Origin of the sequence: Thalassotalea marina (assembly GCF_014656435.1) — a bacterium.
Lineage (GTDB): Bacteria > Pseudomonadota > Gammaproteobacteria > Enterobacterales > Alteromonadaceae > Thalassotalea_C > Thalassotalea_C marina.
The window spans coordinates 49,759-64,120 of the sequence record NZ_BNCK01000002.1; the positions used below are offsets into that span (position 1 = coordinate 49,759).

The following is a 14,362-nucleotide window of genomic DNA, read 5'->3' on the forward strand; positions in this document are numbered from 1 at the left end:
AGGAGAGAAAAATATGGACGATCTCAAAGTAGCCGCGGAACTTCTGGCGATCCCAGTATCGACTAAAACGAAAGACAATGTTCTAGTACTTAACCTTGCGGTGCAAGTGTCGCCATCGACTGAAGGCAGTACATCAATTGAACTCGTTGAATGGCCTGAAAGCATTGCTTTGCTGAGTCAGCAAATGTCAGTAACTTTTACATCAGAAAATAATCAGGATATTTTTACCTATGATGTTGAATCTGAACTAGCTTATCTAACGGGTGACTTGGTCAACGATAATGCTGACCGGCGTCAAGCAATGGTGGACACATGGAAACAAGTTTTTTGTGGCGGTGGTGGATTTCAATCATTAAAAAAAGCTTTGCAAAGTAAAGGTAATGCCCAAAACCTTGTTGCCAATCAACTTCCTGGCCAACAAAACTATAGAACAGCAGCTTTTGCTGACTTTTTTGAACGCTTCGAAAGAGAATTAGCGACAGTTGCAGCCTCTGGTTCAGATAAAAGTGATATAAAACAAAAAATTGCTGATAAAAGACTATGTAGAGTGGCGTTAGTGGCTTTAAATAGTATCGATAAAACTGAAATAAGTGCAATGCGTTATAATGCTGCTTTAACAAAAGGAGAAGAGGAAGCCTTTGTTCCCCAAGAAGAAATAGAATTGCTTTTTGATGAACAAACATTAGGGGGGTCGAATGCAGATGTTAGCGATCAGGTTATTATCAGTAGTTTTAGTACGCTTTATCATAATTTTGTTGATTTTTTAGCTTGTTTCGAAAAGCTTGGCGAAGTTCCAAAAAGTTATAGAACGGTCTTTTATGAAGAAGATAACAATGCTTTGGAAATTGCAACTCGGCGGCTAGCCGGCATTATGTCTCACCCTTCTTTGGCTTATTGGCTCGGTTGTGCGGTGCCATTAAAAATAGAAATTCCAAAAGATGAACTTAAGTTAACCATTGACAACAACTATAAGCTAGCAGTTAATTTTTCTGATGGCTCTGGAATCTCAGCTAAAACAATGGTTCGGCTGACAAAAGATGACGATGAAATTTGGGGTGTTGAAGTTGTCCCCCGCAATATCAACATTTTCAGTAATGGCCATTGCCTTGATTTTTCTAGTAAAATACCAACAGGCGCGTATCGTTTTAAATTCTCGAACCACACTCCTACCGCCACAATTTTTGATATTATCGATCGTGCAAATAGGCTTGCTGCTAATAAAAATGAGGAATTGAAAAATTCATTGCCACAAAAACGCGCCTTGGTGTTTTATGATGCCGGAATTAATGAAGAATATGACAAACCAGAGGTAAATTATTTAGAAGATTTAGTGATTGGGTTAAGGCCTGATTTTGCCATACAAAATAATAAAGTCCCCGAAGAGTCTACTCAGTTTTATTCAATTATGCAGCGCAGAATAAACTGGCAGTTTGGCAGTTTAAACAATGATCTTTTCAGTGAATTCTGGCATTCAGATGTAATACAGGCAGTAGCGACATTGCAAGATGATGGTTTTTCTCCTTGGCCAGTTCCCGATACTTTTCCGGTAGATAACAGTAATAGCACATTATTTTTAGGACAAAAACGAAAAAGTGATGATGTGTTCATGTGGAATGGCGAACCTGCGGGCGTCGAATACCAAGAATTACCGGCATATGAAACAAAAGCTGAAGATCTAGGGGTGGAACGAGAATACGCATTGCCGGAGTTGAATGACGATACAGATCCAGATATTAGCGATAAGTTACTTCCGCGTCTTAGAGTCGATAAATCTTATAACTTAGGTTGTCGATTTGTGTTTCCTTTGGGCATTAGTATCGGTTTAAAAGAAGCACAAACTCTTTATAAAAAAAATGCGTTGCTAAATTACACGCAAGCGACAGGATCCGAACCAATAAGGTATGAAGGGCATCAATCAGGTGCGCCTGATATTCACCTTTTATGGAAAGATGATCCTTTAGTAAAAGAAAAACAGCCTGAAAAAACACACCCTGTTGAGGCGGCAAATTATCTTGTAGTAGGACCAGAAAAGAGCAGAAAAAGAATTATTACACCGCCGAGGATAGGTTTTACTGAAGCTGAATTAGAAGGCCAGTTTGATCATTTAACAGGTGTTAATTTTCCTACCGGTGCATTCAGTTTAAATAGTCATTTTCCTGCGTGGATGTTTACCCAAGATGCCATGTTCCCCGAAGCAAAAAAAGCAGAACCACGGCAAGTAGAGTTTTGGTACAACAAAACTGAACCTGTGGAAAAAAACGCTGGCGATGATAATGAAGCAACATTTTTTCACAGTTTACCAATAAAAGGAGGGAAAAGTGTAAGTATCCCACAATGTTATATGGCTCAAAAGGAAGGTTCCCAAAGCCGTGGTTCTGTTTTTATTATTGGTGAACCTAATAATCAGATTCGTAGGTTAGATTTCTCAGAGGGTTTTTTCCCGTTTAAGGAGTCTTCTACTCTTGTATGTCGCTTAAAAATTAACGTAATATCAATAGATCCTACAGACTGGAACCCACTTGAAAGTGATAGAACTCTCAGAAAATTTTGGCAATCAGATGAGAAGCCAGAAGATGCAAACCCTATCTTATTAGAGGTATTTAAAGGAAACCAAACTAGAATTATTAATCAAAGTACTGATAGGCTCTTTTGCATTGATGAAAAAGTTAGGACATTACCTTGTATTCGAGTTGAATTAGAAGAAGGTGATGAGGGAATAATTGAACTAGAGGCCTTACCGGAAAACATTCGCGGCGCGGAAGTAAAACCTTTAGAGAAGAGAATTCAAACAATCAATGTTGTTCATGCGGTTCGCCGACCTCGTTTTTCACCTAGTTTTATGGATGGTCATCGTCCGACTCTTAAGATTGCTTTTAATATCAAAGATCCCAATCAGTTAAGTAATGTAGACCAAAAAGAAGACTTAGCAGTAATGAGTGGTTTCATTGATAATTTAGATCGTAGAGTTGTAGGAAAGATTCGGTGTGATGCCGAGTGGGATGAATATGCGCCAGGTACATACGTGGAATTGCCTGACGGAACTTGGGCTGAAAATTTAGCGAGAAGGCAAGAAACTCTAATAGATTTAAAACCATTTTTTGATCGCGATGGACACAGACTTGATTTAAACCAACCTAGTACAGCGTTTGAGGGCTCGTTAGATGTGAAATTTACCGATCAACGTGCACGCAAGTTAAGGCTACAATTGGTCGCTACATCGCGATTTTCTCATTTTTATCCTGACGGAGTGATAGATGATAGTGATAATAATGAAACTCCCGTTGCATCAGTAGGGCCATTTGATAAAGCATCAGCTCCTTTTTCTAATGAATATGCCATATGGCTTAATTGTGCGTATCGCCCACCAGAACCAACAATTCGAAAAATACATCCAGTATTAATTTGGGATAAGAAAGAATCACGCAACGAAAACTACACAATGGAACGTACCAATAAACTTAGGTTTCATTTGGATAAAGACTGGTATGCGACGGGTGAAGGTGAGAAGTTGGGTGTTGTTCTGTTACATGATGATTATCATAGCCATGTCACGTCGGTTGACTGTTTTGAAAAAGATGAATTGAAACCATTTAAAGATTTTATCAGTAGGCCTGCAAGGTTGGCTTATCTAAAAGGAGACAAATCGCCTTTGTTTTTAAGAGCTGAGCATTTTGATGAACAAGGGCAGAAAATAAAGGACGTAAATTTATCACTTTTGCCTAATGATGCAGGAGATCTTAAAACGTTAAAAGTAAAGATATTGCCGTTAGAAGTGAAGTTTAGCCCTGAGCAAGGGCTTTATGCTGACCTTACCTTTGCCGAGGAAAAAAATAATATCAACATACTGCATTTAGGGCTAGTACGATATCAGGAACATGCTGAATGCAACAACCTTGTTTCTCCACCTATTAGTGAAACTGTATCCGTTCTACCTGACTTTTCTATTGAAGTTAAAAAGGGTAATAAACTTTTTGAACGTGAAATCTATGTCACTCGTCAAAACAAACGTGAAAATACAGACAAGTTCAAAACGTATTTAACGGCAACACAATATGATTGGATTGATGTGGTTAAAATATGGGAAAGTAAAGAGCAACCAATAAAGAGAGAATTTGATAATAATAAAGTTAAGTTTGATTTTAGAGTTGATGGTTCGAATGCTAGCTCGTGGGTGATGATAGAAGAATATGAACAGATGGATCAAGATTCATTATATTGGAAAGAACTAGATAAAAAGACGGTTGAAACAACTGAGCGTTGCGTATTTCAAGCGATCGTTAAGTTACCTTAGATACTTTTCAGAATTAACTAAAAAAATATGATAAAAAGATTGGAGTTTTGGGGAAAGTTATGGACAAAGAAACAATTAATAAAAGCGCCTGGATCGTAGGCGGTATATTACTTTTTTCGGGGATCTTTCTCGCTTTCGGTGAACCGAGTTTTCAATTCCAACAAAATTGGTCACAAAATTTACAAAGCCGTCTTGCACTGATGATGGCTGTCGCTGTTTTAATTGAACGTTCTGTTGAAGTATATCTAAATAGCCATGGGTTAAATGGAAATAGCGCGGCTTGTTTATCCCTGTCAGCTAAGAATCATGCAACGCAGATTATTGCTGCCAAAGCTAGCCTTATATTAGGTGTTTTGGCCGCATTTGCCGGTGTGAGACTTATGGACGTATTTGGTATCCCTGTGGCTGGATCAGCGACAACTACTTTTATTCTTAGAAGTTGTTGGTATGGTATTGATGTTGTTATATCAGGAGGTCTACTTGCTGGTGGTGCAGCAATTTTCCATGAAATAATAAATATACTTCAAATTGGACTTGCTCGTATAAAGGCATTGTTTTCGGTTTCAGAAACCCCTTCATCAAGAAACAATGGCCCTCTAGATGTGACGCCCGATAAATACTATACAATTGATGTAGTTAGAGAAAGTGCAGATTCTGGTACGCTGCGATTTCAAGATGGTTCTACTAACATTGAAACCCCGTGTTGGTGGGAAGGAGGCAAAGAGATAGAAGCACGTATATATAAAAATTGTTCAAAAACTGTGATGGCAACCAAAGGCTATATTTCGGTATATATAAAAGGTGCCACTACTCCGGGTTCTACAGTCGAAGATATCTTTATTCATAAAGGTACTAGCCCATCGGCATCTGACGGCTGTATTGTGATTAGACCTTCCGAAATGTCGCGATTATATAATGCGATAAATCCTTCAAATGGGCACAATGTTACTATTAATGTCACAGATAAATAGACGATATAAAGCTTTTCATCGAATTTTCATATGCCGATGCAATAGAGATATCACTATAAAGGTCTTGTGGTTTATTTTGAACAAAGCTGTTTATTAAACTAAAAGGTCTAAACATGTTAAGTAGTAAAAATGTTGTTTTAACATTGATGTTGGTTGCTAGTTTTCTAACTGCTAACATTGCGCAAAGTAAAGAATACCAAGGAAAAGATTGGACGCTTTATAACTTTTGCGTAATAACATGATGCCGATCAACCCTGTAACAGATTTTTGTAACCGACTGATTTAAAAATAATCCACTAAGCGTTCTTCAAATTAGATCATAAACCGATTTAATGACGCTTTCCAATTTCTAATGGGGATCGTCAATTTTTTAGATGCCGCCTCAATTAACAGGAACACCACTTTTTTAGCAGAATCATCATGCGGGAATACCTTACGTTTCTTGATTGCTTTGCGGATTACCGAGTTGAAAGATTCAATCACATTAGTCGTATGAACCGCTTTGCGAATATCGTCCGGATAATCAAACAAGGCACGAACATTTAGCCTGATTTTCCCCTAAATGCAAACATTCCATTATCAAAGGGTCTTGTTTAGCTACCGCTTATCAACGATCTAACAAGTCATGCTTTTACATATAAATTTATATGTAAGTAACTACCATAATAGTGGTTCTCAACTTGTCAAATGTGTATAGCTACGAAGTGGTATGTAAAATGTGTAGGTGTACATCGTCACCTTCGTAGGTATGTTGATAATAAGGAGCTCGTTCAGGGACAAATTTATTAAAATGCCTTTCCATATCTGCTCGTACCGTAGGATCGGCATTTTCATTAATTGTTAAAGAAGCAGAAGAGTGCTGAATAAAAAAATGTAATAGACCAACATCGATTAAACGTACTTTTTGTACAGAAGCTAACACTTCATTAGTGATCAGATGAAAGCCTCTTGGCTTGGCTGGAAGTACAATTGTTTCTTGGAACCACATATTATTTACCGAGGAAATACCAATAACCGTATTATCAATGACAGTTACTGTTATAAAAGGCTAGTCGTTTTGTTGTTAACGGAATATACGCCTGTAAATAGGGGGATGAATAATCCAATAGAAAATAAAAAACCTCGTTAGAGGTTTCTTATTTGTCAAAACTGAATTCTATATAGGCTTTGCCTTGAGGCGCATTGAGCGGGATGATGATAATTGGCCCATCTGCTTTGTGATTAATGGTGTGATTTTTACCAGAAACCACCATAGGTGTTGCCATATCAAACTCATAGCCTTTTTCACTTAGCATCCGTTTGGCGCCACCTGTCACCATGTTAGTAATTTCACCCACTAGGTCGGTGATCTCTTCATTAACTTCATCAGGTGCTTCACCAACCATGTTTTTCATTGTAGCAAGCGCAAGCGGTGCATCAAATGTAATAGACAACGAGCCTTTGGTTTGTTCACTAACCATACCTATTAGGCCTGATACATCACCCATAGCAACTTCATTTTTTTTCACTTTTGGCTTTTCTGGAGTTAACTCCATTTGAGCCATGGTTGTCATAACGTTAAGCATTGATGATAGAAACGGGTTAATAAACTCTACATTCATGAAGTTTTACAAAGCCTTTTTCAGTTTTAGTATTCTGATTTTGCACGTATTAATCTAAAAAGTAAATCAAGAATAAAAATTGTTCTTTTTAGATGTTGCCCGTAGTACTACTTTTAAACCAGTATTGAATATTTTTGCAATCGGTTATTACTTGCGAACTAAGTTGTCAGTACAAGTATCGACGACTATTCGTTTTTTTACCAATAATCATTTAAAAATTTTATTCTCGGCAATTATTGCATCTACCGTGCGCTTCAATAATCTGGTGGCTAATACTAAATCCTTTATTTACCGCCATTTCTTTTAGCGACTTATAAAAGTCATTCGATTGAATCTCATCAACATGCCCACATTCATCACAAATTAGAAGTTGCACCGGGTGATTACAATCACCAAAATGGTGACACATAACAAAAGCGTTAATTGATTCTATTTTATGAACAAAACCTTGTTGGCTTAAAAAGTCTAAAGCGCGATAGATAGTTGCAGGCTTGGCAGCAGGATCCGTTTTCTTCAATTCATCCAAAAGATCATAAGCACCAATTGCCCCTTGTTTTTCCGCTAGTAAACGAAATACCTGTTCTCTTGTCGGTGTAAATCGTGCTTCGCGTCTAATGCATTGCTGTTTAGCTTGCTCAATTAGCTTTTCTAAATTCATGTTAAATGGTTCTCTTTTTGCTCTAAGGGCAGTCTATCACAGTGAAATTTATCATGACATAACTTAGTTCAAACTAGTTCTGTTGTCTTTAAAATCGATTTAGAAGCCCTCTGGCGTTTGAACAAAAAAACGTTACGCCGACCATCACCTAAAAGGCGCAGGCTAAATTATAACGCGGAACAACAGAAACAATGTGGTACAATCGCCGCAGTTATTTTTTATCATAAATGACTGCGGATCATTATCCAGCTGTGTTGTTTAGAATTTGAAAACAAGCCAAGTATTAATCATGAATAAATCCAAAGAATATAAACACTTATTAAGTGTTGCGCCCATGCTCGATTGGACAGATCGCCACTGTCGTTATTTTTACAGAACGATGTCAAAACATGTTGTCCTTTATACTGAAATGGTTACTACAGGGGCTATTTTGTTTGGTAAAGGTGATTATTTAGGGTTTAACGAAGAAGAACATCCGCTTGTATTGCAACTTGGTGGTAGTGATGTTGAAGCCATGACCAAATGTGCTGAAATAGCTGAGCAGCAAGGTTATGACGAAATTAACATTAACGTAGGTTGCCCTTCTGATCGAGTACAAAATGGCCGTTTTGGTGCTTGTTTAATGGCGGAGCCTCAGTTAGTTGCTGAATGTGTCAACCAGATGCAAAATAAAGTCAATATTCCTGTTACTGTTAAGTCACGAATAGGAATAGATGACCAGGATAGTTACGAGTTCTTACACCAATTTATCGATACGGTTTCACAAGCAGGGTGTAAACATTTTATTGTTCATGCCAGAAAAGCATGGTTAAGTGGATTAAGCCCTAAACAAAATCGTGAAGTGCCTCCGCTGGATTATCAGCGGGTTTATGACATTAAAAATGATTTTAGAGAGCTTGATATTTCTATTAATGGTGGCATCAAAACTTATACGGAAGTGAACGAGCACCTACAACATATCGATGGTGTTATGATTGGACGCGAGATCTATCAAAATCCTTATATGTTGTCACAGGCTGATCAATCTGTTTGGCAATGTGATGATCAGGTAATTTCTAGAGCAGAGGTAATCGCACATATGTCTGATTACATTGATCGCCATGTAGCAAATGGTGGAAGAGTTTGGCATGTTGTTCGCCATATGTTGGGATTATGTAATGGGCTAGCTGGTGCCAAGCAATACCGCCGATATTTAAGTGAAAATGCTGGTAGAGAAAACGCTGACAGTAAAGTTTTAAAAGAAGCGTTCAGCTTAGTACGTGAATAGTGGGGAAAATGTCCCGATTTCGAGAAACTGGTTCCCATTTGCGGGAATTTAAAAGTATTAGCTAGTTACTGAAATTATTCACTATGTGAAAATTATCGCTAAATATTAGTTAATTAAACCAACTAAAATTATTAATTATTTTTTGTATCAGCTACGGGTGAAATTGTTAAAAATTAAAACACTTTAAAAACAATGCTTTGTGTTTTTTATGATGCTTTGGCACAACCTTTGTAACTGTAACCTCGTCTTAAGTATTAACAGTTATAAGGAGAGTTACAATGTTAAGCATATTTACCGTGTCATTAATCACCCTGATCCCTTCAATAGCTTTGCTGTTATGTTCTTTTTTGATACGGATGGTTGAGTCTTCAAAAAAGCAAAATAAACAATTGGCGGCGTGTGAAATATAGAAACTTCTGCCAATTGTTTACTGTAACCAATTAATAGTTTCTGTACATGTCTTAACTTATTCGCTAGCTTATTTTTATTTGCGAATAGGTAAGGGCGATGACTCGTTTTGAACACCTCATTTCATGTGAACAACTTAATCAAATAATTGATAATGACGATCTTGTTATTTTAGATGCCAGTATGCCGCCCGTTGGTGGAGTGCAAGTAAAGTATAATGGCTGGCCAGATCAAGTGATTAATCGTGCCCAACGATTTGATATCGATAATGAATTTTCCGACCACACTAATCCTTTTCCGCATACTATGCTCGATGAAGAATCGTTTGAGCAAAAACTAAAATCTTTTGGCATACAACAAAACACCAAAATTGTCGTATACGATAATATTGGCTTATATTCTGCGCCTAGAGCATGGTGGATGCTCAAGTCGGTAGGGATCTCAGACATTGCCGTGCTAGACGGCGGTCTGCCTAAATGGATTGAAAATGGTTATGCAACCAATCGTGCCTTTTACCAAGCAACAGAGCCTAGCAATGTAAAACTGAACTTACGGCCAGAGTATTTTTCACATACTAGTGATCTTGTGCAAAACCTTTCAAGCAATAAATCACTAGTTGTTGATGCTAGAGCCGCACAACGATTTCTTGGAAAAGTTGAAGAGCCAAGAAGGGGAGTCAGGAAAGGGGCTATACCTAATTCAGTAAATATACCTTTCACGGAATTACTCAATGATGGGGTATTTAAAGATCGCAATGCTTTAAAAATACAATTTTCAGCGGTTAATCCTGACAATAAACCAATGGTTTTCACTTGTGGTTCAGGAGTTACTGCGTGTGTCTTGGCCCTTGCTGCAACAATAAGCGGGTATCAAACTCTCTCAGTATATGATGGCTCATGGGCTGAGTGGGGTTCACGAGCTGAGTTACCTATCAAATAGCCTAGATTTGTTTAATGTGGTTAATATCACCAATACATTGGTCATATTAACCATATCTTAGTGTGACATAATATGTCTTATTGGTGGTGGTACATGATGCCATTGCCAAATAATCTTTAAAAAACATAGCTATACATTCTTTTTTCTTTCTTGGCACATCAATTGTTATGTATTACTCAACAGGCGAAATCGCCTAATGTAATTAACATGTTTTGCCATGAAAGGAGCACAAAATGAACACTAAACGTTTGTCGTTAATTCTAGCTTCATTAGTTCTAGGAGTTGGAACGTCAGCTTATGCAGCCGATTATAAAATCAGCATTGAACAATCATTAACGCAGACTGTTAAGTCTCAAGCTGCTCAAGTTACAAAACAAGTTTCATCAGCACTGTCAAAAAGTATTAAAGCTCAATTAGATCAAGTGTTGCCACGTACAGCAGCAAACAAAAGCATTTTGTTGAGCAAAACAACTAACCAATCAAAACAAAGTTCACAGTCGGAATAGTAGGAGAAGTGTTATGGGTATGTTTTCTAGATTTGCAGATATTATCAACGCAAACATTAATAGCTTGCTAGATAAGGCTGAAGACCCTGAAAAAATGATCAAACTGATTATTCAGGAAATGGAAGAAACCTTGGTTGAGGTACGTGCGACCGCTGCAAAACACATTGCAGAAAAGAAAACCTTGTTAAGACAAGTCAGAGATGCAGAAAAGAGCATGGCTAATTGGCATGAAAAGGCTGAGCTTGCCATTACAAAAGGGCGAGATGATTTAGCTAAAGCTGCTTTAGTAGAAAAAAACAAAAGCCAACAAGTGCTAGAAGAACTGCAACAAGATGTAGAACAGATTGATGCGTTCTTAACATCCGTACAAGAAGACAGTCATCGTTTACAAGAGAAGTTATCGGAAGCTAAGCGTAAGCAAGATGCATTTAAGCTGAGACAAGAATCAGCAACAGTAAGATTAAAGGCTCGCGAAACAACCAACGTGTACAACATTGATGAAGCTATTGGGAAGTTTGAACGCTACCAGCAAAAAATCGAAGAAGTTGAAGCACAAATTGAAGCGTATGACATGACCTCAAATCAAGACCTTGCTAGTCAGATCAACGCATTACAGGCAGACGATAAAGTTGAAGATGAGTTAGCTGCACTTAAGAAAAAAGTGAGCAATCAATAATAACCCCCATGGCATAACCACATGAATGCCTCAACAAACTTTGAATTGTTTAGAGGCATTACATGTTGATTGATGTAATTAACTATGAGGAAGTGAACATGAGATATCAACGTTCTTATTTGAAAAGTAAAGAGTTAACAAAGGATAACATTAACAATAAGTTAACTGGAGTGTGTGGCGGCATTGCTCGCCATTATGATTTGCCTTCTTGGGGCGTACGTATTGCTGCAGTGGTATCGCTTTTCACGTTTCCTGTTGTAACTGCAGTTGCATATATTACTGCTTCGATTTTATTACCCAATAGACACTAACAAATATAGAGCTTGGGCCAAGTTGATAGGAGAGAATTATGTCTTTTTTTAAATCTTTGATTTTGGCAATCATCGCTACGTTAATTATCACCTACGCGCTAGGCACAAGTCTCATAGAGTTGTTTGATATTGATGTATATATGGGTGATGAATTAATAGAGCCATTAAAAGCAATTAGTATTTCAGCACTTGTCGTTGTCGTTTTAATGCTTGTTGCGGTTGCCATTGTATTGAGTGTATTTGGCTCAATCATATTCATTGGGGTATTGATCTTTGGTGCAATAATCTTTGCAATGGTTGGCGCGTTTTGGCCTATCTTTTTGATTGCAGGTGTTATTTGGTTGTGCACTGGAAACAAAAAAACAGTACATCAAGGGTAATGTATAAAACGAAGCACGAGCCAGTTAAACAAAGCTCGTGCTACATGTTAGTTAAAAAATGAAGCGAGGATTTTTTGGCAACTTTGTGTTTTTACTAAACGTGAAAACTCCACAGCTTCTTGCTCTATTGCATTAATTAAAGCTGGCTGGGTTGCTAGTTTCATCAATGCGCGACTTGTTTGAACGGCATCGGCGGGTTGATTGGCTATTTTTTTTGCAATATCTAGTGCAGTAGTCAATAAATCTTCCGGTGAACATACAGTATTAGCAATGCCTAGTTCTGCAGCTTTTTGACCACTGAATGTTTCGCCCAATACGAGTAACTCAAAGGCGATATTATGGCCCACTTTAAGGGGTAATAGTATGCTGGATCCTGCTTCTGGACAAAGGCCTAGCTGGCTAAAGGGGAGTTTCAACTTAGCATCAGCTGTTGTCACGACCATGTCACAATGTAAAAGCATAGTAGTGCCGATGCCAACTGCAGGTCCAGCAACGGCAGCAACCATTGGTTTTGAAAATGTAGTGAGTGATTTGACAAATTTAAACGCAGCTAATTCTTCATCGTTTGCGTGCTTAATAAAATCTGCAAGGTCATTTCCGGCACAAAAGCACTCATGATTGCCTTGAAATAAAACACAGTGGACGTCTTGATTTGCATCAGCTTCAGATAAAAGTTGACATAAATCCAAATACATTGATGAATTTAATGCGTTTTTTTTATCAAAACGGTTAATTGTTATGGTTAAAACACTATTTTGTAAATTTGAAAGAATTAAGTTACTCATTTGTGGTTAGCTTAGTTACAATACCAAGGTAACCATAGTATGAAAGTCCAAGGATGTATAGTAAGAATATGAATAAGTTAACTGCTAAAAATAGCCTAAACTCACTGCTAAAAATGTTTGCTCTGACTTTTTCTCTTTTTTATGTGTTAAGCAGTATGGCTGCTCAAAACATAGATGTTTCAGAAGCATATGTCCGTGCGACTATTCCTGGTACAAAAATTTCATCTGCTTATATGACTATTGCTAATCACTCTGCAAATGATGTGAAATTGGTAGCTGTTAAGGGCGCAATTAGTGATCGAATAGAAATCCATGAGCATACGATGGCTGATGGCATGATGAAAATGAGACAGGTAGAGTCCTTATTGATCAAATCCCATGATACTACTGTTTTACAACCTTCAGGTTATCACTTGATGATTTTTAATCTTGAAAAGCCATTAGTGCCAGAGCAAACGGTAAAACTTACCCTTATATTTGACAATAAAAATGAAGTTGAACTTGAACTACCTGTGCAAAGTATTAAAAAACAAAAGAAAAAGGCACATGAACACCATCACTAGGAGAGCCTTATGACATTAAATTTATCTTCTAAAACAATAATCACCGGCATTTCAGTTTTTATATTTTTATTATATTTGCTTGGTGTCTATTGGAGTTTTGAGCCTGAGCAATTTGATATAAAAGCTGAGGTAACTAAAGATGCGCAGGCACAAAATGTATCTCCCGTGGTTGGCTATGCTACAACAACGGCTTTAATTAGAGTCACGGAAACTTTAGTAAATAAGCCGGGTGGCTATTTGGCGAATGATGCGTTACCACCTTCAGTATTTTTAGACAATATACCTGCATGGGAATTTGGCGCATTAGAGATGATTCGAGATATGGCGTTAATCATGCGTCAAGAATTCAGTCGCTCTCAATCTCAGTCAATGGAAAATGCTAATCTTAAAATTGCACAGCCTCAACTTAATATAAACCATAGAAGCTGGGCAATGCCCAGTGCTGAAAATGAATACCAAAAGGCTGTTGCTGCACTTTATGCATATCGCAAAGAATTAGCCGATGTTAGTTCACAATCGGGGCAATTTTACGCTCGAGCTGACAATTTGCGCGATTGGTTACAAGAAGTAACTAAAAGGTTAGGTAGCTATTCTCAACGTTTAAGTGCAAGTGTTGGCCGAGAACAATTAAATGTTGATTTAGCAGGCGATAATGTTGCTCAGCAGTCAACTCGCAATGCCTCTAGTCTGGAACTAAAAACCAGTTGGTGGAAAATTGATGATGAATTTTATGAAGCTCGTGGAGCGACCTGGGCGCTATTACATTTTTTAAAAGCTATAGAGATAGATTTTAAAGATGTATTGGAAAAGAAAAATGCCCGCGTGAGTTTGCAGCAAATTATTCGAGAATTAGAAGCTAGCCAAGAAACAATTTGGAGCCCAATGATTTTAAATGGTGATGGTTTTGGGGTATTGGCAAATCATTCATTAGTCATGGCAAATTATATTTCACGTGCTAATGCTGCACTAATTGATTTAAATGACCTTCTTAGTCAAGGATAAAAAA

At 37.6% G+C, this 14,362-nt stretch carries 13 protein-coding genes and 2 pseudogenes; 10 read left to right on the forward strand and 5 right to left on the reverse strand.

Annotation, left to right across the window (positions count from 1 at the left end):
• Positions 1-13 precede the first annotated feature (13 nt).
• Entirely contained in the window at positions 14-4,291 is a 4,278-nt protein-coding gene (locus IE199_RS03550; RefSeq protein WP_189767370.1) for a hypothetical protein, read from the forward strand.
• A gap of 59 nt (positions 4,292-4,350) precedes the next feature.
• Positions 4,351-5,262 (forward strand): hypothetical protein, encoded by a 912-nt coding sequence (locus IE199_RS03555; RefSeq protein ID WP_189767371.1) that lies wholly within the window; start codon positions 4,351-4,353, stop codon positions 5,260-5,262.
• Positions 5,263-5,574: 312 nt separating this feature from the next.
• Here the strand turns inward: IE199_RS03555 and IE199_RS03560 are convergent.
• The 4 genes and pseudogenes from IE199_RS03560 to zur form a co-directional block, all read right to left on the reverse strand.
• Positions 5,575-5,805 (reverse strand): annotated as a pseudogene (locus IE199_RS03560) (transposase); the annotation flags it as partial.
• A 172-nt stretch (positions 5,806-5,977) separates the two neighbouring features.
• Positions 5,978-6,250, reverse strand: a pseudogene (locus IE199_RS03565) (secondary thiamine-phosphate synthase enzyme YjbQ); the annotation flags it as partial.
• Positions 6,251-6,398: 148 nt separating this feature from the next.
• The gene (locus tag IE199_RS03570) at positions 6,399-6,863 is read right to left on the reverse strand and encodes a chemotaxis protein CheX (protein WP_189767373.1); all 465 of its coding nucleotides are present in this window, start codon (positions 6,861-6,863) and stop codon (positions 6,399-6,401) included.
• Between the two features lie 220 nt (positions 6,864-7,083).
• Positions 7,084-7,521, reverse strand: coding sequence for a zinc uptake transcriptional repressor Zur (gene zur / locus IE199_RS03575; RefSeq protein ID WP_189767374.1), 438 nt, complete (start codon positions 7,519-7,521; stop codon positions 7,084-7,086).
• 289 nt (positions 7,522-7,810) lie between these two features.
• On the opposite strand from zur, the gene dusA reads away from it, so the two are divergent.
• The 6 genes from dusA (at position 7,811) to IE199_RS03605 (ending at position 12,008) form a co-directional block, all read left to right on the forward strand.
• On the forward strand, positions 7,811-8,788 hold the full coding sequence (gene dusA, locus IE199_RS03580; RefSeq protein WP_189767375.1) for a tRNA dihydrouridine(20/20a) synthase DusA: 978 nt from the start codon (positions 7,811-7,813) through the stop codon (positions 8,786-8,788).
• Positions 8,789-9,295: 507 nt separating this feature from the next.
• Positions 9,296-10,135 (forward strand): sulfurtransferase, encoded by an 840-nt coding sequence (locus IE199_RS03585; protein WP_189767376.1) that lies wholly within the window; start codon positions 9,296-9,298, stop codon positions 10,133-10,135.
• Between the two features lie 233 nt (positions 10,136-10,368).
• Entirely contained in the window at positions 10,369-10,641 is a 273-nt protein-coding gene (locus IE199_RS03590) for a hypothetical protein (RefSeq protein WP_189767377.1), read from the forward strand.
• Positions 10,642-10,654: 13 nt separating this feature from the next.
• Positions 10,655-11,317: a phage shock protein PspA gene (gene pspA, locus IE199_RS03595; RefSeq protein WP_189767378.1), complete on the forward strand. Its 663-nt coding sequence runs from the start codon at positions 10,655-10,657 to the stop codon at positions 11,315-11,317.
• Positions 11,318-11,415: 98 nt separating this feature from the next.
• Positions 11,416-11,628 (forward strand): PspC domain-containing protein, encoded by a 213-nt coding sequence (locus IE199_RS03600; protein ID WP_189767379.1) that lies wholly within the window; start codon positions 11,416-11,418, stop codon positions 11,626-11,628.
• 38 nt (positions 11,629-11,666) lie between these two features.
• Positions 11,667-12,008 carry a hypothetical protein gene (locus IE199_RS03605; RefSeq protein WP_189767380.1) on the forward strand — a complete coding sequence of 114 codons (342 nt, stop codon included), beginning with the start codon at positions 11,667-11,669 and terminating at the stop codon, positions 12,006-12,008.
• Between the two features lie 47 nt (positions 12,009-12,055).
• Here the strand turns inward: IE199_RS03605 and IE199_RS03610 are convergent, their stop codons facing one another.
• A complete protein-coding gene (locus tag IE199_RS03610; RefSeq protein ID WP_189767381.1) occupies positions 12,056-12,793 on the reverse strand; it encodes an enoyl-CoA hydratase-related protein in 738 nt (245 codons plus the stop codon).
• A 68-nt stretch (positions 12,794-12,861) separates the two neighbouring features.
• Between IE199_RS03610 and IE199_RS03615 the strand changes: the two genes are divergently transcribed.
• A complete protein-coding gene (locus tag IE199_RS03615) occupies positions 12,862-13,356 on the forward strand; it encodes a copper chaperone PCu(A)C (protein WP_189767382.1) in 495 nt (164 codons plus the stop codon).
• A gap of 9 nt (positions 13,357-13,365) precedes the next feature.
• Positions 13,366-14,358 carry a DUF2333 family protein gene (locus tag IE199_RS03620; protein WP_189767383.1) on the forward strand — a complete coding sequence of 331 codons (993 nt, stop codon included), beginning with the start codon at positions 13,366-13,368 and terminating at the stop codon, positions 14,356-14,358.
• Positions 14,359-14,362: the final 4 nt, after the last annotated feature.